This window comes from Galbibacter kalidii (assembly GCF_026241135.1).
Lineage (GTDB): Bacteria > Bacteroidota > Bacteroidia > Flavobacteriales > Flavobacteriaceae > Galbibacter.
The window spans coordinates 167,881-187,028 of record NZ_JAPFGA010000007.1 but is presented as its reverse complement, the minus strand read 5'-3'; the positions used below and the strand labels follow the sequence as shown (position 1 = coordinate 187,028).

General features: G+C 39.0%; 18 protein-coding genes. 10 read left to right on the top strand and 8 right to left on the bottom strand.

Features of this window, described 5'->3' with window-relative positions; genetic code table 11:
• The first annotated feature begins 139 nt into the window (after window positions 1-139).
• The 3 genes from OOZ15_RS09605 (at window position 140) to OOZ15_RS09595 (ending at window position 3,525) form a co-directional block, all read left to right on the top strand.
• Window positions 140-1,513 carry an FAD-binding oxidoreductase gene (locus OOZ15_RS09605; RefSeq protein ID WP_265956180.1) on the top strand — a complete coding sequence of 458 codons (1,374 nt, stop codon included), beginning with the start codon at window positions 140-142 and terminating at the stop codon, window positions 1,511-1,513.
• Window positions 1,514-1,517: 4 nt separating this feature from the next.
• Entirely contained in the window at window positions 1,518-2,300 is a 783-nt protein-coding gene (mddA, locus tag OOZ15_RS09600; protein ID WP_265956179.1) for a methanethiol S-methyltransferase, read from the top strand.
• Between the two features lie 139 nt (window positions 2,301-2,439).
• Window positions 2,440-3,525 (top strand): nickel-binding protein, encoded by a 1,086-nt coding sequence (locus tag OOZ15_RS09595; protein ID WP_265956178.1) that lies wholly within the window; start codon window positions 2,440-2,442, stop codon window positions 3,523-3,525.
• Window positions 3,526-3,556: 31 nt separating this feature from the next.
• Here the strand turns inward: OOZ15_RS09595 and OOZ15_RS09590 are convergent, their stop codons facing one another.
• The gene (locus OOZ15_RS09590; RefSeq protein WP_265956177.1) at window positions 3,557-4,171 is read right to left on the bottom strand and encodes a TetR/AcrR family transcriptional regulator; all 615 of its coding nucleotides are present in this window, start codon (window positions 4,169-4,171) and stop codon (window positions 3,557-3,559) included.
• Window positions 4,172-4,275: 104 nt separating this feature from the next.
• Between OOZ15_RS09590 and OOZ15_RS09585 the strand changes: the two genes are divergently transcribed.
• The 4 genes from OOZ15_RS09585 (at window position 4,276) to OOZ15_RS09570 (ending at window position 9,168) form a co-directional block, all read left to right on the top strand.
• On the top strand, window positions 4,276-5,058 hold the full coding sequence (locus OOZ15_RS09585) for a sterol desaturase family protein (protein ID WP_265956176.1): 783 nt from the start codon (window positions 4,276-4,278) through the stop codon (window positions 5,056-5,058).
• A 235-nt stretch (window positions 5,059-5,293) separates the two neighbouring features.
• Window positions 5,294-6,370, top strand: coding sequence for an FAD-binding oxidoreductase (locus tag OOZ15_RS09580; RefSeq protein ID WP_265956175.1), 1,077 nt, complete (start codon window positions 5,294-5,296; stop codon window positions 6,368-6,370).
• Window positions 6,371-6,382: 12 nt separating this feature from the next.
• Window positions 6,383-6,769 (top strand): Dabb family protein, encoded by a 387-nt coding sequence (locus tag OOZ15_RS09575; RefSeq protein ID WP_265956174.1) that lies wholly within the window; start codon window positions 6,383-6,385, stop codon window positions 6,767-6,769.
• Entirely contained in the window at window positions 6,766-9,168 is a 2,403-nt protein-coding gene (locus OOZ15_RS09570; RefSeq protein ID WP_265956173.1) for a TonB-dependent receptor domain-containing protein, read from the top strand. Before OOZ15_RS09575 ends, OOZ15_RS09570 begins: the two co-directional genes overlap by 4 nt.
• A gap of 36 nt (window positions 9,169-9,204) precedes the next feature.
• Here the strand turns inward: OOZ15_RS09570 and OOZ15_RS09565 are convergent, their stop codons facing one another.
• The 6 genes from OOZ15_RS09565 to OOZ15_RS09540 form a co-directional block, all read right to left on the bottom strand.
• Window positions 9,205-9,600: a DoxX family protein gene (locus OOZ15_RS09565; RefSeq protein ID WP_265956172.1), complete on the bottom strand. Its 396-nt coding sequence runs from the start codon at window positions 9,598-9,600 to the stop codon at window positions 9,205-9,207.
• 95 nt (window positions 9,601-9,695) lie between these two features.
• Window positions 9,696-10,157, bottom strand: a complete 462-nt coding sequence (locus OOZ15_RS09560; protein ID WP_265956171.1) for a DUF6146 family protein — start codon at window positions 10,155-10,157, stop codon at window positions 9,696-9,698.
• A gap of 155 nt (window positions 10,158-10,312) precedes the next feature.
• A complete protein-coding gene (locus OOZ15_RS09555) occupies window positions 10,313-10,948 on the bottom strand; it encodes a DUF937 domain-containing protein (RefSeq protein ID WP_265956170.1) in 636 nt (211 codons plus the stop codon).
• A 105-nt stretch (window positions 10,949-11,053) separates the two neighbouring features.
• Complete coding sequence (locus OOZ15_RS09550) at window positions 11,054-12,004, bottom strand: D-2-hydroxyacid dehydrogenase (RefSeq protein WP_265956169.1); 951 nt, start codon at window positions 12,002-12,004, stop codon at window positions 11,054-11,056.
• Between the two features lie 26 nt (window positions 12,005-12,030).
• Entirely contained in the window at window positions 12,031-13,095 is a 1,065-nt protein-coding gene (gene serC, locus OOZ15_RS09545) for a 3-phosphoserine/phosphohydroxythreonine transaminase (protein ID WP_265956192.1), read from the bottom strand.
• Window positions 13,096-13,378: 283 nt separating this feature from the next.
• Complete coding sequence (locus tag OOZ15_RS09540; RefSeq protein WP_265956168.1) at window positions 13,379-14,443, bottom strand: acyl-CoA reductase; 1,065 nt, start codon at window positions 14,441-14,443, stop codon at window positions 13,379-13,381.
• A 160-nt stretch (window positions 14,444-14,603) separates the two neighbouring features.
• Here OOZ15_RS09540 and OOZ15_RS09535 point away from each other — a divergent pair, with 160 nt between their 5' ends.
• Window positions 14,604-14,954: a 4Fe-4S dicluster domain-containing protein gene (locus OOZ15_RS09535; protein ID WP_265956167.1), complete on the top strand. Its 351-nt coding sequence runs from the start codon at window positions 14,604-14,606 to the stop codon at window positions 14,952-14,954.
• Window positions 14,955-15,247: 293 nt separating this feature from the next.
• Here OOZ15_RS09535 and OOZ15_RS09530 read toward each other — a convergent pair whose 3' ends face one another.
• Entirely contained in the window at window positions 15,248-15,715 is a 468-nt protein-coding gene (locus OOZ15_RS09530) for a hypothetical protein (protein ID WP_265956166.1), read from the bottom strand.
• A 234-nt stretch (window positions 15,716-15,949) separates the two neighbouring features.
• Here OOZ15_RS09530 and ychF point away from each other — a divergent pair, with 234 nt between their 5' ends.
• Together ychF and OOZ15_RS09520 are read left to right on the top strand one after the other, a co-directional pair.
• A complete protein-coding gene (gene ychF / locus OOZ15_RS09525; RefSeq protein WP_265956165.1) occupies window positions 15,950-17,041 on the top strand; it encodes a redox-regulated ATPase YchF in 1,092 nt (363 codons plus the stop codon).
• 253 nt (window positions 17,042-17,294) lie between these two features.
• On the top strand, window positions 17,295-19,148 hold the full coding sequence (locus OOZ15_RS09520) for a DNA topoisomerase IV subunit B (RefSeq protein WP_265956164.1): 1,854 nt from the start codon (window positions 17,295-17,297) through the stop codon (window positions 19,146-19,148).

Below are 19,148 nucleotides of genomic sequence, written 5' to 3'. Positions count from 1 at the left end.
TTCTATCTGTATACATTTGTGGAACAATTGGTTTTTAACCATTACTGTTTAAAAACTTTTCGCATTTTTTATACTGAAATGGAGCCTTTTGGGCTTCAACAGAATAACAGTATATATTAACCAACCTAAACATAACTATATGAACACACAAATTTTAAAATTTACATTTAAGGACCGGGCTATCCTGCCTGAAGACGAGGCGTACGACGAGGCGCGTACCATCTACAATGCGATGATTGACAAACGCCCCAAAGCCATTGTAAAATGTAAAGAAGCACAAGATGTAGTCCAGGCCGTGAACTTTGCTCGGAATGAAGGTGTCGAAGTTTCAATTTTGAGCGGGGGTCACAACGGTGCAGGACTGGCGTTGGTTGACGACGGACTGGTAATCGATCTATCCGACATGAAAGAAGTTCATGTAAACCCCGAAGCAAAGACGGCACGTGTGGATGGAGGCTGCACATGGGCAGATGTTGATAAAGCAACCCATGCTCATGGACTAGCCGTACCCAGTGGCCTTATCTCCACCACCGGCGTCGGTGGACTTACACTTGGTGGTGGGCATGGTTATCTAACGCGTAAATACGGACTTACTATTGACAATCTGCTTGAGGTAGATGTGGTACTGGCAGACGGACGCAAGGTAACCGCCAGCGAAAAGGAAAACGAAGATCTTTTTTGGGCTGTTCGTGGCGGAGGTGGAAATTTTGGCGTAATTACTTCCTTTTTATTTAAAGCACATCCGGTTGATACCGTTTATGCCGGTCCGATTATCTGGCCCATAGATCAGGCCGATAAAATCATGCGTTGGTACAAAGATTTTATTAAAGATGCTCCCGAGGACATTTACGGCTGGTTTGGCTTTCATCGCGTACCCACCGGATCTCCTTTGCCTGAAGAACTTCATAGTAAGCATGGTTGTGTCATTTGCTGGTGTTACACAGGCCCCATGGAAAAGGCAGAAGAAATATTTAAACCTATCCGGGAGTTGGGGACACCCGTATTGGATTTGGTAGGAGAAATGCCATTTCCGGCACTGCAAAGTATGTTCGATGAAATGTACTATCCTCCGGGACTACAATGGTACTGGAAAGCAGATTTTGTCAATGAAATTAGCGACCAAGCTATTGAACTGCACAAAGAATATGGCTCAAATCTCCCTTCGGAGTTGAGCACTATGCATCTATACCCCATTAATGGTGCCGTGCACAATGTGGATAAAAACGATACGGCATTCAGTTATCGAGACGTAACCTGGTCACGAGTCATTGTTGGCGTGGACAAAGACCCCACGAATGCCGAAAAAGTCAGCAATTGGGCAAAGCAGTATTGGGAAGCATTGCACCCCATGTCTGCAGGTGGAGGCTATGTTAATTTTATGATGGAGGAAGGCGAGGATCGGGTTAAAGCTACATATCGCGACAATTACGAACGCCTGGCCAAGATTAAAACCAAATACGATCCCGATAATTTTTTTCATATCAACCAAAATATCAAACCTTTAAAATCCTAATCCAATGAAAAAGTTCTTTTATTTTATTTACGCAATTGTTTGCTATGTCATATTTTTCGCCACATTTCTGTACCTGATCGGATTTGTTGAAAATGTGACACAATTTGAATTTGCCAAAGAATACACATCCCTTTTTCCAAAAACAGTTGATTTTGGTGTTTCTTCAATGGGGTTACTATCTGCTGTATTAGTGAATTTAGGACTTATCGCGCTGTTTGGCTTACAACATAGTGTGATGGCGCGACCGGGATTTAAAGAATCGTGGACAAAAATCGTTCCCAAGCCCATAGAACGCAGTACTTATGTACTTTTAGCCAGCATCATGCTGATGGTGTTATATTATTTTTGGCAACCCATTGATTTAAGCATTTGGGATATTAGCGGAACTTCACTTGGAACGGCCTTCATCCTAATATCCCTCTTAGGTTGGACATTACTATTGATTAGTACATTTGTAATCAATCATTTTGATTTATTTGGTTTAAGACAAGTGTTTCTCTTTACCAAAAATGATACTGCTTCGGGAAAAATTGAATTTCGAACTCCAAACCTGTATAAAATGGTACGCCACCCTTTGTATTTGGGCTTTCTCATAGCCTTTTGGTTTGCACCTGTGATGACCTTGGGGCATGCTATATTTACTGTCGGTATGACCATTTACATATTTATCGGTATCTATCATGAAGAAAAAGATCTCGTGAATGCTTTTGGGGAAAAATACAGGAGTTATCGAAAGAGGGTTCCCAAAATTATTCCTTTTGCGAAGAAAAAGCAGTCTTATGATTAATCGACAAATCCGTTTTTTATAGTAGAAATGCCTTGTGAATATTAAATTATTTAAGTTTAATAAGTTGATTATCAAATACTTGTTAAGCAATGGGGTTCTGTTTGCTATTAGGTCTTAATTCAAAATAAACTTAAATAAGATGCCACTATTTCTAGATTATCATCAGTTTGATTCTGTTACCATTGAAGATGTTAAAGAGGCACATATGGTAGATAAAGCTATCCAGGATGATTATGGGGTAAAATACCATCAATTTTGGGTTAATGAAGAAGCCGGAACGGTTTTTTGCCTGATAGAAGTGCCTGATAAGGAAACTTGCGAACTGGTACATCAATTAGCCCACGGAAATGTGGCCTGTGCCATTACCGAAGTGAAACAGGGGGTTTATGAAGTAGCCATGGGCAGTCATACGGTCAGATCTGAAGGAGGATTGGTTACCTATCGCAGTGGTGAGGTCGATTTGGGTTATAGAAGTATGTTGGTTATTTCTATAAGAGGTGTTACTACAGCAAAGGACTTATCCAGTCTGGAAAACCTTTTGTCCCCTAATTGGGCGAGAAAAATCACATTGGACAATTTCAGTACATTTAGTGGCAGGGTCATACCTTGGGAAATCGATGATAGTTTGATTGCAACATTTGATGATGCCTCACAAGCGGTGCAGTGTTCGAAGTCACTTCAGAAAAAATTGCTTAAAAGTGAAAATCAGGAACCAAAAGTCATTTTCAAAATCGGACTTGCAACGGGGCAACCCGTGACTGCTAATGGGGATTTCTTTAACGAAACGATAAAACTTTCCCATAGATTGAGCAATGCTGTTGGCGATAACCAAATTTTGATTTCATCCCTCACAGGAAAATTGGCCAATGTAGGATCTGATACCGATTCTGAACGTCTTCGGGTGGTTACCCCTTCTGAAGAGAAACTTTTATCCGATTTGATCAATTCTTTGGAAAGCAATTTATCCGAAGATAAAATGAATATGAAAAACCTGTGTAAGAATATCGGTATAAGCAGACCACAATTGTACCGCAAAGTAAAAACCATTACGGGTCGGTCCCCAAATTACTTCCTTAGGGACCTCAGATTGAACAAAGCAAGAACGCTATTGCAACAAAAGGCGGGGAATGTCACCGAAGTGGCCATGGAGGTGGGGTACAACAACCTGTCTTATTTTTCAAAATGTTTTGCCGATAAATTCGGGTTTAAACCTTCTGCGATTTGATAATAACGACTTATCCGTTTAGCTATGTTTATCATTTTTTCGGAACAAAAAGCAATTTAAAGTAATTGTTTAAGTGCTGAAGTTGATTTACCGTAGCATCTTTCTCTTTCAGGGTTCTTGATATGATATATGAGCCTTCTGATATCGACAAAAACAAGTCGCTTAATGATTGTCTGTCCACTTTTATGGATGTTGTATATTTTTCAAACACTTTATCAAGCAACCCGTCAAAGGTTGTTCTCCATTTTAGTATTGATTCGGACACTTTATCATTTATTTCCTGATTAAATGAACCGGGTTCATAGCTGTAGGAAGCATAGAGACAACCCGGGAAAAGTTCATCCATTTCCTGCATCGCGTTGATGTGCCACGCTACAAATGCTAATAAACTTTCCAATGGATCATCAGTTGACTCCGTATCATTCAAGGCTGTATGCATATGGGACTTGTCCTCTTGTATAAATTCTTCAATCAGGGCTAGGGCCAAAGCTGATTTTGATTTGAAATGATAAAAAAAAGCTCCTTTGGTAATACCTGTACGTTCTAGTATTTGATCTATGCTGGTTCCAGCGTAACCATGTTCCAAAACCAATGCTCTTGATTGCTCTAAAATGAGTTTTCGTGTGGGTTTTCCATCTCTTGCCATAAAGCAAATATAAAATTTTTAAACAAACTAGTTGGTTTGTTTTGTGTTTATCATTATATTTATACCATCTAGTCTGTATAAATAACCAATAAATCAATACTATTATGGAAACTGTAATCAATTCATTACCCAATCCCATCGATCTAATACTAGATCCAATATCCTATATCATTTTCGCTATATATGGTGGACTTATGGTATGGGAAGCACTGTTTCCGGCCAGAAAACTTCCGAAGGTAAAATACTGGAAGGTGAAGGGGCTGTTGGCTTTTGTTCTATTCTTCTACCTATCATCATATTTACCCCTTATTTGGGATGGTTACCTAGCTGAGTACCAAATTTTAGATCTCACAGGTCTAGGCACCATATGGGGTGCTGTAGTAGGAATACTTCTTTATGAACTAGGAGTGTATGTCTGGCATCGGTCTATGCACAGGAGTAAATTACTATGGAAAGTATTTCACCAAATGCATCACAGCGCGGAACGGATGGACAGCTACGGTGCTTTTTACTTTAGTCCGATGGATATGATTGGTTTTACTGCCTTAGGCAGCCTTTGTTTAGTTGTTATAGCCGGTTTTACGCCTCAAGCTGCAACCCTGATTATTTTAGGAACCACCTTTTTGAGTATTTTCCAACACAGCAATGTACACACTCCCGTTTGGTTAGGCTATATCATTCAAAGGCCGGAGGCGCACACCCTACATCACGCAAAGGGCATACATGCGTACAATTATTCCGATATTCCTGTTTTTGATATGCTGTTCGGGACCTTTAAAAACCCGAAAGATTTCGAATATGAGAACGGCTTTTATCATGGGGCATCTTCAAAGGTTGTAGATATGTTACTGTTCCGGGATATATCAGAAGAAAATAGTGAAAGCTGATTTTGTTGTTCTGGAAGAAAATGCTATTTGTTTAAAGGTTTTTTCTGATTAAGAAATCCTTAATTCCTTATTTTGAATCATTTACGGCATTCTTTGAGCGATTGCCGTTAGCTACTTTCCTGTAATCATAGTTACTTTTATTCCATAAACAACCAAAACCTAAATATGATGGACACGCAACATTTAAAGTCAATCTTTAAAGATCAGGCCATCCTGCCTGAAAATAAAAACTACAATGAAGCAAGGACAATCCTACAATGTGATGATTGATAAGCACCCTGCCGCAATTGTAAAGTGCAAAAGCTCTGAAGATGTCGTAAATGCAGTTCATTACGCCCGAAAAAATAATATGGAAGTATCCATACGCGGGGGCGGACATGGTTATCTGACACGGAAATACGGACTTACCAACGATAACCTTTTGAGAGCTGATGTTGTTCTTGCAAACGGAGATTTTGTTCACGCAAGCAAGGACGAAAACCCTGATTTGTTCTGGGCTTTACGTGGAGGTGGCGGAAACTTTGGCGTAGTGACAACATTTGAATTCCAACTCCATCCGGTGAAAAATGTTATTGCAGGTCCGTTGTTCTGGCCTTTAGATAAGCTTGAGACTACTTTAAAATGGTATCGCGACTGGCTCCCACAATTACCGGATGATGTTTATGCTTTCTACCTCGAAAATGAAGTGCCGCCCAGCGACCCTTTCCCAAAAGAAATTCAGGGCAAAAAGGTATGCGGCCTGTTGTGGTGTTATACCGGGGCGGAAGATGAGTTTGAAAAATACATTCAACAAGCCCGTGATGTAGCGGAACCTTTGTTTGAATTTGTAGGCGAAATGCCGTATCCCGATTTACAACAATTATTTGACGGAATTCTCCCGCCTGGAGACCAATGGTATTGGAAAGGAGATTTTGTACGTGAAATACCTGACGAAGCCATCGCTGTACACAAACGCTTTGGCAAAGTGCCTAATACTAAGTCAGGAATGCACTTGTACCCGGTAAATGGAGTAGCCCATAAGCTTGACAATGATGATACGGCCTGGTCGAAGCGCGACGCCAACTGGTCTATGGTGATTGCGGGAGTGGATCCGGATCCGGGAAATATGAAGAAACTCAAAACTTGGGCGCGCGACTTTTGGGAAGCCTTACACCCGTATTCCATGGGTGGTGCCTATATCAATTTTATGATGGGGGAGGGGGAAGACCGAATCCGCGGTAGTTATGGTGAAAACTATAAGCGTTTGGCAAAAATAAAAGCCAAATACGACCCGGAAAACTTTTTCCATATAAATCAAAACATTAAACCTTAACTATACATAATCATGAAAAATTCAATATTAAAATCAGCATTGATTATAAGTACATTAATGTTTGTAACAATTTCTGTATATGCACAATCATCACCCGAAGTACAAACACTTAAACATGTCCTGCTCTTTCAATGGAAGGCCGAAACACCTGCGGATATAAAAGCTGAAGCCGTTGCCATCTTTGAGGCTATGCCTGAGAAAATAGAAGGATTTCAAACGATTGAAGTTTACGACTTAAAATTCTCTTCAAGTGATTATAACATGATTATTATACAAGAGTTTGTTTCTGAAGAAGCTTTAAAAGCTTATGAATCGCACGCCGATCATCAGGCATTTATTGAATTGACCGGGCCCAATATGGACAGCTATAGCGTAAATGATTATTGGTCTAAATCATGAAATATGTATTCAGCCTCTTAGTTTGCTTTTTTTGCCTCGGAACAGCAATAGGGCAACAATCCATATCGGGCCGTATAATTGATACCGAAAATGTTCCTTTGGAATATGCTACAGTTTTATTACTGAAAACAGCAGATTCTACACTTACGCAGGGAGCCATCACAACTGAAAAAGGTGACTATACATTCGAAAATGTTGTTAATGGCACTTATTACATATCGGCTAGTATGGTAGGTTATAAAACTGAACATGCCAAAAGCTTTACCGTGCAAGGAGCTCCTATGGAAATGATTCCCATCATATTGCCAAAAGGAATAGATCTCGATGAAGTGACAGTAGTTGGGCGTAAACCATTATTTGAAAAGGAAGTAGATCGTACCATAGTAAATGTGCAGAGCAATGTAATCAATAAAACAAGCTCTGTTCTGGATGTACTGGGTAGAAGTCCGGGAGTATCTGTAAACAAACAAAATGGAGGTATCCGTATGGGTGGTAAATCGGGCATACAAATCATGATCAATGGTAAGATAAACCGAATGCCTTTGGATGCTGTAGTACAAATGTTGGATGGTATGAGTGCCAACCAGGTGGAAAAAATAGAGCTCATTACTACACCACCTGCTAAATATGAAGCTGAAGGCAATGCAGGACTTATTAACATTGTAATGACTGAAAGCCCTGATATGGGGACCAATGGTAATGCGGGTGCTACTGTGGGTTTCAATAAAGGGATTATTCTAGGTGCTAATGCCGGACTGACCCACAGAAGTAAAAAACTAAGTATTTTTGCGAATTACACTGGAAGCTATGATGATAATATAAACGACTGGAATACGTACCATAGACAAACCGTGGACGGGTATCTACAGACCACCAATAGTGAGAGTCTCCGTGAGCCTGTCATTATCAATCATAGTTTTCATGGCGGATTGGAATACCAACTTACGGGCACTACAACCCTCAGTACCTTGATCAGTGGAGCCATTCGTGATTGGGATATGGATGCCAACACTCATGTAGAGAGTACTAAATCACAAGATTCATCAATTGTTACCGATATGTCACTTCATGAAGATAATGTTTTGGAGAGTTTTTCAGGAAGCTTAGGGATTAAAGAACAACTAAACGATAAGAGTATACTGGGACTTATTTACGATTATCTTTATTTCCATAGGGATAATCCATCGCAATACAATAATCAGGTATTTGTAAACGGGAATAGTGAAGAGATAGATTCCAAAATTGACGTAAGTGCAGTCACACCAATGAATTTTCACGTATTGAGCTTAGATTATTCAAGTGAATTAAACCCAAAAATGACAATGGAAACCGGAATAAAAGCCACTTTTGCCGGTTTTACCAATGATGTGGAGGTCCGTGAGTCTGAAAGCGGAGGTGAAATGACCTTGAATCCTGAGTTTACCAACGCTGCTATTTTGGACGAAAACTACCAGGCGGCTTATATTTCTTTTAATTGGAACCCCAATACCACTTGGAGCCTGAGCAGTGGTTTACGTTACGAGCATACTGATACCGAAATACATACCCCCGAGGGGGAATCTTTGGTAAGCAGAAATTATGGAAATTGGTTTCCTACTGTATTTGCAAAATATCAGCTTTCAGAAGCCAATAGTTTGACATTTTCCTATAGCCGACGGATTACCAGACCTACTTTTGATGATTTAGCTCCTTTTGTCTTTTTTATTGGACCTACCAGTTTTTCTGAAGGAAATCAAGCTTTACGTCCGGGTATTTCAGATAATATCGATTTGGGCTTTCAGCATAAAAATATATGGCTTACACTAAAGTACAGTAATACTGAAGATCACATTGCTATTCTGCAACTTCAAGATAATGCTACCAACGAATCCCAAGTATACCAATCTGAAAACTTTGAATACATGAGGAGTTTAGGGGCTACCATTTCACTTCCTATCAATATTGATAATTGGTGGGAGATACAAAACAATGTGGAGTATTATCACTACCGATACCTTTCACAGCATTTGAAGAACAATTCCCCCCGTCATGTGAACAGTGTTATATTGAGTTCAAATCACACCTTTTCGCTTCCTGAGGATTATACCATTTCACTATCAGCTAATTATCACCAAGGGGAATTTTGGGGAACATTACATTTTGAACCCTACGGACAGGTAGATATGGGCGTATCCAAAACATTTTCCAACGGGAGTACACTAACTCTTACCGGTTCTGATTTGTTTGCTACTTATAAATTTAAAGTGAACACTCAAACAACTTACAGTGAAAACTTGATGCTATATGACTGGCATGCGAGAGCAATTAAGCTAACCTTTACACTGCCTTTTGGAAACAGAAAACTCAAGGATGTGGAAATAAAATCCGGTGCTGAAGAAGAAAAAGGAAGGGTAAATTAAAAAAAGCGGCTTTTAGACCGCTTTTCAGTTTTTTAATTATGATTTCTTCCCCATAAATCCGTCGAGGCTGTATTTACCGCCTCCGAGAAGTATGAGTGATACAAACACTATTAAATAGAGTAGTGGTAATTCTTTTTTACCAAGTGGGTCACTTGAATGAATCACAAAAAATGCTACTGCCATTATAATAGCTGGGAAAATAGCAAAAAAGCGGGTTTTAAACCCGATAAGAACAAGAAGAGCTGCGACGAACTCGCCCAATACGGCAAGGATCAAGGAGATTGTGGGCCCTAAACCAAGGACACTCATAAATTCAATGTCTCCACCGGCCAGCAACATTTGTAATTTGCCATAACCATGGGTTAACAAAAGTGCAGAAGCGGCAATACGCAATACGGCTAAACCGATATGCGATTTGTTTGAATTATTCATAATAATTGATTTTTAAGTTCTTGTGAAGATAGTAAACTTCTGGAATAAAGAAAAAAGTGTTAAAATAGGAGGGGGGAATCCTGGTGTTATCAGCCCTAGTTCAATCTAGGGTAAAACGGTCCTAAACGCTGCCTGTATTTACGTTGAAAGTATAAAAAGTAGTTGTAGAGTTTATAATTGACTTCATAACCGTAATCGATATTGGATTGATAATCTATCTGCATTTCATAAAGGTTGGAATCGTAGCGAAAAGGATTTAAAACCCGCTGGTTCCAATTGATCACATAGATCTGATTCCTGTTTTCCAAAAAATGCTGTGAATAATAGCCTCTGGGTTTGGCAATACTGTTTAACCAAGAATAAAAACCGGGATCTATGATGATGATCTCATATTCGGTGCTGTCATCAGCAATACGTACAGTATCTTCACCTTTGGCATTAAAAGCCTGCTTTTCCTCTTCGGATATATTTAAGTCCATTACTTCTTCTGCCTTTTGGGTGGAAGAACAAGACCAAAGGAAAAAGAAAAAACCGAGTATGTAGATTAGATATTTCATTTTGAATTCAAATACTAGCCTAATAAAGATACAAAAAAGCTATATTAAAAACGATATTTATCGTCATTTTTAAGACAGCTTTATCAATAATGCAAATTATTAGAATAATATAAACGCCCAAAAGAAATGAGCGTTTATATTAGTTGAAATAACTATTACTTTCCAAAAAGTCCGCCCAACAATCCACCAAGGCCACTTTTCTTTTTATTGCCTCCCAATACCATTCCTGCAACATCGTCGAGAACGCTGCCATCGCCATCGGCATCGAGAAGCGTGGTGATCAAATTTTGATTGTCTTTTGATTCTCCGCCCAGCAATCCGCCTAACAGTCCATTTAAGCCACTTGAGTCGTTGATATTGTTTTGTCTCGTTTGTTTCCCTAGGAACCCAAGAATAAGTGGTGCTGCCATCTTTAATACCTGACTAACAGTTCCTGCATCTACTCCGGATTTGCTACTTAAAGCACTTTCCACAGAGGCTTGTTTTCCTCCTAGAACATGACCGAGTATGCCTGTACCATCATCTAACACTGATGAATCCACACCGCCACCGCCGAACAATCCTCCAAGGTTATCCAAAATACTCCCGTCGTGTTTGCTGTTAAGGGCATTCATTAAGCCTTGTGCCCCTTCTGGAGTTGAGGCGTTTTTCTTCATAGCTCCGGTCAAAACTGGAAGCGCCATACTCAATAAGTTTGAAGTTTGACTTTCAGATGTTCCGGCTTGACTGCTAATACCGCCAATCATTTGACGGCCTATATCACTGTTTAATAATGATGATAATCCTGACATTTTTACTTGTTTATAAATTAATATTGCAATATACAATATACAAAAAATCCTCCCAAATGGGAGGATTTTTTTATCAATGAACTCGTTTAGAGTATTTTGAGCTTCTTATTTTAGTAATTTGGTGATCTGATCGGCCAATTCAACCCCGATTCTGTCTTGTGCTTCACCGGTGGCGGCACCAATATGCGGAGTCAAGGATATTTTTGGGTGCATCAATAATTTAACAGCAGGTTTTGGCTCATTTTCGAAGACATCAAGTCCGGCAAAAGCTACCTTTTCGGTATCCAAGGCTTCAATCAAGGCTACTTCGTCGATTACACCACCACGAGCCGCATTAACAACACCGACTCCTTTTTTCATCATCTCAAATTCAGTTTTTCCCAATACATATTCCTTTTGTGCAGGAACGTGTACGGTAATAAAATCAGCTTGTTTTAAAACTTCCTCTTTGGAAATGGTTTTGATATTGAAATTTGCTTTCTGTCCGTCATAAAAACTCAATTCGATATTGACATCTTCTATAAAAGGATCAAAAGCAACGACTTTCATTCCAACACCCAAAGCGATTTTAGCAGTTTCTTGTCCGATTCTTCCGATTCCGATGATTCCCAGGGTTTTCCCTCTTAGTTCAATACCGCCGGCATAGGCCTTTTTCAGTTGGGGAAATTTGCTTTCTCCCTCCAATGGCATATTTCTGTTGGCATCGTATAAAGAACGAACACCACCATAAAGGTGACCAAAAACCAATTCGGCTACAGATGCTGAAGAAGCGGCCGGAGTATTGATCACATGCAGACCCTTTTCTTTTGCATAGTCAACATCGATATTGTCCATTCCAACACCTCCACGTCCGATCAGTTTTAATGACGGACAAGCATCAATAAGATCTTTTCTTACTTTAGTGGCACTACGCACCAACAAAGCGTCTATTTGATTTTCGTTTATATAATCTATTAATTGTTCTTGTGCTACTTTTGTGGTGATCACTTCAAAACCGTTGTTTTTTAAAGCATCGATACCACTTTGTGATACACCATCGTTTGCTAATACTTTCATGTGTATATTTTTTCTTTTTCTAATTTTTATGCTTTTTTCTCCAGTTCCTGCATTGCGTCAACCAATACTTGAACACTTTCTATAGGTAGGGCATTATACATGGATGCACGATAACCACCTACACTTCTGTGACCGTTTATTCCGTTTAATCCTGCTTCTTTGGCCAGTGCATCAAATGTATCTTTATGAACTTCATCAACAAGATTGAAGGTAGCGTTCATTGGAGAACGGTCTTCTTTTGCTGCAAAACCTTTGAAAAGTGGGTTTCTATCAATCTCGTTATAGATCAATTCGGCTTTAGCGTTGTTACGTTTTTCAATTTCTGCAATTCCACCAAGGTCTTTCAGCCATTGTAGCGTCAACATCGATACATAAACAGCAAATACAGGAGGAGTATTGAACATACTGTCTTTTCCTATCTGTACGCGATAATCAAGCATAGAAGGGATGGCTCTGTCCACTTTCCCCAGGACCTCTTCTTTGACAACTACCAAAACGGTACCTGCAGGTCCCATATTTTTTTGTGCTCCGGCATAAATGATGTCGAATTTTGAGAAATCAAGGACACGAGAGAAAATATCAGAACTCATATCACATACCAAAGGAGCCTCTACTTCAGGAAACTCTTTGATCTGCGTTCCGAAGATTGTGTTGTTTGATGTACAGTGGAAATAATCAATATCCGAAGGAATGTCATATCCTTTTGGGATATAGTTAAAATTAGCGTCTTTGGAAGATGCAACTTCAACAAGCTCTCCAAACAGTTTCGCTTCTTTTATCGCTTTGGAAGCCCAAGTACCTGTATTGAGGTAGGCCGCTTTTTTGTTCAACAAGTTGTAAGCGACATTCAAAAACTGAGTACTGGCCCCTCCTTGAAGGAACAAAGCTTTATAACCTTTTCCTTGCAAGTTTAAGTGCTCAAGCGCTAATGCTTGCGCTTGCTCCATCACCTCGACAAAGTCCTTACTTCGGTGGGATATCTCGATAAGGGAAAGGTCTAAACCGTTGAAATTAAGAATAGCTTCTGAAGCTTTTTTAAATACTTCCTGAGGCAGGATACAAGGTCCTGCACTAAAATTATGTTTCATAATATGAAAGATAGTTGTGTTTTATGTTTGCAAATTTGCTAATTTCTCCATAAAATTCGGTTATCAAAAGTATAATAATTTTGTTAGAATGTTAACAGAATAAACGGAGTTGTTAGATTGTTGGAAATGTTCAGGGTATATGGTTTGAAATTGAAGATTTAAGATTGAAAATTTAAATCCCCCTCCGGCTCTTCAAAAGTAATAGGAACCGGATAGCCCTTCAAGGGTTCAAAACCCTTGAAGGGCTCATATACTTCCGACTTCCGTCTCCGGTCTTCGGGCTTAATCATCCTATATTCAATAAAAACTTTACCGTGTCCACACCATCAGCATAATCCCAAAGTTTTGGGTGTTGGGTTTGCCCGAATTCAATCTCATTCTCCATCAAACCATTGGCCACAACACATTGTATTTTTTCCTCGTCTTCGTCCAGCCGTTTTTTTACATCTTCTATATTTTCATATTCTTCATAAAACACCGTAGCGATAGGAGAGGCGTAGCTTTGGTCCTTTTTGAGCATCAAAAAACCGTTTTCAAGAATCTTGAAAAGACTCATAAGGTAAACCGCCTTGTTGTAGTCATAATTATTGGCATATTTATTTTCGTGGATAATATCGCCATAACTGTAGATCGCTTTGAAAAAGATGTCAAAATCATACCCCTTCGGGATGAAGAGTTTGGAAACACTTCGGCAACCCAATCCATAGTACCTGAAAATATCTTCACCTAAAGCTTCTAGCTCATCTTGGGTTTCCGATCCGGTTAAAACAGCTACCGAGTTTCTGTTTTTTCTTATAATATTCGGTTTGGCTCCAAAATAATATTCAAAATAACGGGCGGTATTGTCGCTTCCGGTGGCTATGACCCCATCAAAACCTGTGATTCTGTCATCGGTAAAGTTTATTTTTCCTTTGAATGAAGGTTCTACATACTCCAGATACTTGGCTAGATAGGGTAGTAGTTGCTTGTCGTTGGACGATTGCTTAACGATGACTTCGTGTCCGGTGATCAAAACGGATAAAAAATCGTGAAAACCAACCAATGGAATGTTCCCCGCCATAATGACCGCTATTTTCTTCGGACTGATGTCTTCTATCAAATATAACGAGAGCCATTTTTTAAGGTTGGAAGGGGTCAATGCATCACTCCAGTTTTTTATAGCAAATTGAATATTGTCTTTTATAAACCATGAATTGTGTTCTTCAGCCAACTTGAGTTGATGTTTGAATCCGTCAAAAAAAATGGAATTGCCTTCAATATCTTCATTAGCTTGTGGCTCGTCGTTAGCGAATTGTGCGATAAAATCGCCTAGTTTAACAAAAGCATGAATTCTGTTGTGAATGTCACTCATTATATTTGGTTAAGAGGGTGTTTGTCTTTACTTTTGGTCTTGCAAATTTACATAAATGAAGTGACGGGATTTATTCATTTCTGAAATTTATGATAATCCTGTCTTTCTTTTTATAGTTTATGCATAAATTTGCGTATGTTATAAATGAAAAAGAAAAAACATGGCAATTATAATAACAGATGAATGTATAAATTGCGGTGCTTGTGAGCCAGAATGCCCAAATACTGCAATATATGAAGGCGCAGACGATTGGAGATACAGTGACGGCACATCATTGAATGGTGATGTGGTCCTTCCCAACGGGAAATCGGTAAATGCTGATGATGCGCAAACTCCGGTAAGTGATGAACTTTACTATATTGTTCCGGATAAGTGTACGGAATGTAAAGGTTTTCACGAAGAACCACAATGTGCTGCCGTTTGTCCGGTAGATTGTTGTGTTCCTGATGAGGATCATGAAGAAACAGAAGAAGAATTATTGGGGAAACAACAATTCATGCACCCTGAATAAAAGTTTTTCTGATTTGGTAATAAATAAAAAAGCGGTTAGAGAAATCTAATCGCTTTTTTTATGGATTCATCCCATAAAAAACGGGCCACCCAATCACTAATTCCGGATGGCCCATTATTTTGAAAAAAAGTTTAGTTGGATACAAATATATCAATTAATTTGATTATTAACACTTTTTAAAGTTAAAATATTGAATAAAATTAATTTTTTTAATTAATTTATTAAATACTCACAATTATTGTGTTAATTACATTACACTATTTAAATTATATTAACAAAATGTATTAACCTTACTATTGTTTCGTGTTGTATATCCGTTTTACTATTGCTTTTATCTCTTTGTCATAATATTCTACCACAAACTTTTTGTTGTCGTCATAATATCCAATCCCATTCCCTCTATCTCCTTCAACTATAAAATAGCCAGTGGAAGTTTTATAGCAAACAGCTTTCATTTCATCAGTGTCAGAGCCTATTGTAAAATGAAAGTCCTCCGTTGATAGATCGATCAGATTCTCATTAGTAGTCGAAGAAATGTTTGATTTATCCGCTACCATAATGCTATCATCTTTAAAAGTTTCTTTTTGAGCCACTTTATTCCTTTCTTTTCTGATAAGTACCTGTTCTTTTAACTTTTTTTCACCATTTTCTGATCTGAGTTTCGTCGTTTTGGTCACTGTTTCTTCCAAAACATCTTTATTTTGCGCAAAACCTATGGTTATACACAAGATCATCATACCCGATAAAATCAATTTTTTCATGATATCCATGTTTTTTGATTAACATTATATATACGGCCCCCAAAATCACGCAGATGTTAACAGGACCTTAATGGGCTGCCAAGAGATAGAAAACTAAAAAGCGAAGCTATCTCAAACTGTTACTAACCACTGAATACTTTGTAATCCGTCAATGGAATAACTTAAACCTTATTTTTCATTACTAATTCTTATTTCTTCAATATATTTGCACTCGCAAAATTCAAACTTGTATCCATGAAAGCCGGAATTGTAGGTCTACCAAACGTAGGGAAATCAACCTTATTCAATTGTTTATCAAATGCTAAGGCGCAAAGTGCAAACTTCCCGTTTTGTACTATAGAGCCTAATTTAGGGGTTGTTAATGTACCCGATCACCGTTTGGAAAAGCTTGAATCCTTTGTAAATCCTGAAAGGGTAATGCCTGCAACGGTAGAGATCGTCGATATTGCCGGTTTGGTAAAAGGAGCCAGTAAAGGAGAAGGACTTGGGAATCAGTTTTTGGGGAATATAAGGGAATGTAATGCCATTATCCATGTTTTGCGTTGTTTTGACAATGACAATATCGTTCATGTAGATGGTAGTATTGACCCTATCCGCGACAAAGAAACCATCGACATCGAGCTTCAGCTAAAAGATCTTGAAACGGTAGATAAACGCTTGGATAAAGTAAAAAGAGCAGCTAAAACAGGGGATAAGGATGCACAAAAAGAAGAAGCACTATTAGAGCGGTTTAAATCAGCACTCGAAAGTGGGATTTCTGCAAGAGCTGTTGAAGTTAATGAAAATGAAGCGGAATTTATGCAGAACTTCCAATTACTTACGTCAAAGCCTATTCTATATGTTTGTAATGTAGATGAAGCGGCTGCTAAAGACGGAAATGCCTATGTGGAAAAGGTAAAAGAAGCGGTAAAGGATGAAAATGCAGAAGTCATTGTGCTTGCGGTAGCCATTGAAGCCGATATTGCCGAATTGGAAAGCTATGAGGAACGTCAGCTTTTCTTGGAAGACCTTGGACTGGAAGAGCCCGGAGTCGCAATATTGGTCAGGGCAGCTTATAAATTATTGAATCTTCAAACTTATTTCACTGCCGGAGAGAAAGAGGTGAGGGCATGGACAGTTCCGGTAGGAGCTACAGCGCCACAAGCCGCGGGGGTGATTCATACCGATTTTGAAAAAGGATTTATCCGTGCTGAAGTAATTGCTTATGATGATTATGTAAACTACGGAAGCGAAACCAAAGTGAAAGAAGCCGGAAAAATGCGCGTAGAAGGGAAGGAATACATTGTAAAAGACGGAGATGTCATGCATTTTAGATTTAATGTGTAAGTCAGGCGTTCATTTTTGATTCCATCTTTAACCTGCACACCCTTCATTGAAGGTTAAATAAAAAATTGTTATATTTTTCTGATTGATATCCGGAATATCAGGGCTTATTTTCAGTAAAAAGAGATTCAAACCCGCAAAAAATCAGGTTCTTAACAATTAAAGCGGGAAGCTTGTTAATTACTTTACTTAAGGGGTATTTTATTTTATATTGCTAAACGTTATATTAGCATCGAAACCCATTTCTAATATTTTTATGTCAGAAACTACTAAGTACACAGAAGATAATATACGGTCTTTGGACTGGAAGGAGCATATTCGTATGCGCCCAGGGATGTATATAGGTAAACTGGGAGATGGTTCTTCAGCAGATGATGGAATTTATATTCTGATCAAAGAGGTGCTGGACAACTGTATCGATGAATTCGTCATGGGTGCAGGGAAAACCATCGAAGTCTCCGTTCAGGGCAATAAGGTAACCGTTCGCGATTACGGACGCGGTATTCCGCTGGGAAAAGTAGTAGATGTGGTTTCAAAAATGAATACCGGTGGTAAGTACGATACGCGTGCGTTTAAGAAATCCGTCGGATTGAACGGGGTGGGGACAAAAGCGGTGAATGCACTTTCAGCATATTTCCGTGTCGAATCGAATAGGGACAGCAAATCCAAAGCCGCTGAATTTGAGCAAGGAAACCTTGTTGACGAAGAGAAACTCGACGAAACCAGTAGGCGCAGAGGGACTAAAGTTTCATTTGTTCCGGATGAAACCATTTTTAAGCACTATAAATTCAGAAGTGAATATATAGAGAAGATGGTGCGGAATTACGTCTACCTTAATCCAGGCTTGACCATTGTTTTTAACGGTGAAAAATTCTATTCAGAAAACGGACTCAAAGATTTACTGGAAGATACCACGAACCAAGATGATATGCTGTATCCAATCATTCATTTGCGTGGAGAAGATATTGAAGTGGCCATCACACACAGTAGGACACAATACAGCGAGGAATACCATTCTTTTGTAAACGGACAAAACACTACCCAAGGAGGAACTCACCTTTCTGCCTTTAGGGAAGCAATAGTTAAAACTTTGCGCGATTTCTACGGAAAGAATTATGACGCTTCGGATATTCGGAAATCCATTATTGGAGCGATTTCCATCAAAGTAATGGAGCCTGTTTTTGAAAGTCAGACGAAAACAAAGCTGGGTTCTACCGATATGGGAGGCAATCTACCTACGGTACGAACTTATGTAAATGATTTTATCGGAACGCATTTAGACAACTTCTTGCACAAAAATCAGGAAACGGCTGAAAAGATCCAACGAAAGATCCTTGCGGCAGAACGGGAACGCAAAGAATTGTCCGGTATCAGAAAACTGGCGAAGGAAAGAGCTAAAAAAGCAAGCCTTCACAATAAAAAATTACGGGATTGTAGGGTGCATCTAGGTGATATGAAAAATGAAAAGCGCCTGAACACTACGCTGTTTATAACTGAAGGGGATTCCGCTTCGGGTTCTATAACAAAATCACGGAATGTAAACACCCAAGCCGTGTTCAGCCTAAGGGGAAAACCGTTGAACTCCTACGGAATGTCCAAAAAGATCGTATATGAAAACGAAGAATTCAATTTACTGCAGGCGGCACTGAATATTGAAGAGTCGATGGAAGACCTTCGTTATAACAATATTGTGATCGCTACCGATGCCGATGTGGACGGAATGCATATCCGCTTGCTTTTGATCACGTTTTTTCTTCAATTTTTCCCTGAATTGATCAAGGAAGGGCATCTATATATTTTGCAAACTCCATTGTTCAGGGTTCGTAACAAAAAGGAAACCATTTATTGCTACAGTGAAGAGGAACGCAAAGCGGCCATGGAAAAACTAAGCGGGAAACCTGAAATCACTCGATTTAAGGGGCTAGGGGAAATTTCACCTGATGAATTCAAGCATTTTATAGGAGACGACATCCGTTTGGATCCTGTGATGCTTGACAAAGCCATGTCTATTGAAAGCCTACTGGAGTTCTATATGGGTAAAAACACGCCCGACAGACAAAAATTCATCATAAACAATCTTCGAGTAGAACTTGATGTAGTTGAAGATTAA

Coding starts and splice junctions, on each gene's coding strand:
- OOZ15_RS09590 (WP_265956177.1), bottom strand. CDS start 4,171: ATGGCAAGAGATGGAAAACCCACACGAAAACTCATTTTAGAGCAATCA.
- OOZ15_RS09520 (WP_265956164.1), top strand. CDS start 17,295: ATGTCAGAAACTACTAAGTACACAGAAGATAATATACGGTCTTTGGAC.
- OOZ15_RS09570 (WP_265956173.1), top strand. CDS start 6,766: ATGAAATATGTATTCAGCCTCTTAGTTTGCTTTTTTTGCCTCGGAACA.
- OOZ15_RS09605 (WP_265956180.1), top strand. CDS start 140: ATGAACACACAAATTTTAAAATTTACATTTAAGGACCGGGCTATCCTG.
- OOZ15_RS09585 (WP_265956176.1), top strand. CDS start 4,276: ATGGAAACTGTAATCAATTCATTACCCAATCCCATCGATCTAATACTA.
- OOZ15_RS09530 (WP_265956166.1), bottom strand. CDS start 15,715: ATGAAAAAATTGATTTTATCGGGTATGATGATCTTGTGTATAACCATA.
- OOZ15_RS09560 (WP_265956171.1), bottom strand. CDS start 10,157: ATGAAATATCTAATCTACATACTCGGTTTTTTCTTTTTCCTTTGGTCT.
- OOZ15_RS09555 (WP_265956170.1), bottom strand. CDS start 10,948: ATGTCAGGATTATCATCATTATTAAACAGTGATATAGGCCGTCAAATG.
- OOZ15_RS09535 (WP_265956167.1), top strand. CDS start 14,604: ATGGCAATTATAATAACAGATGAATGTATAAATTGCGGTGCTTGTGAG.
- OOZ15_RS09595 (WP_265956178.1), top strand. CDS start 2,440: ATGCCACTATTTCTAGATTATCATCAGTTTGATTCTGTTACCATTGAA.
- OOZ15_RS09575 (WP_265956174.1), top strand. CDS start 6,383: ATGAAAAATTCAATATTAAAATCAGCATTGATTATAAGTACATTAATG.
- OOZ15_RS09550 (WP_265956169.1), bottom strand. CDS start 12,004: ATGAAAGTATTAGCAAACGATGGTGTATCACAAAGTGGTATCGATGCT.
- mddA (WP_265956179.1), top strand. CDS start 1,518: ATGAAAAAGTTCTTTTATTTTATTTACGCAATTGTTTGCTATGTCATA.
- OOZ15_RS09540 (WP_265956168.1), bottom strand. CDS start 14,443: ATGAGTGACATTCACAACAGAATTCATGCTTTTGTTAAACTAGGCGAT.
- OOZ15_RS09565 (WP_265956172.1), bottom strand. CDS start 9,600: ATGAATAATTCAAACAAATCGCATATCGGTTTAGCCGTATTGCGTATT.
- ychF (WP_265956165.1), top strand. CDS start 15,950: ATGAAAGCCGGAATTGTAGGTCTACCAAACGTAGGGAAATCAACCTTA.
- OOZ15_RS09580 (WP_265956175.1), top strand. CDS start 5,294: ATGAAGCAAGGACAATCCTACAATGTGATGATTGATAAGCACCCTGCC.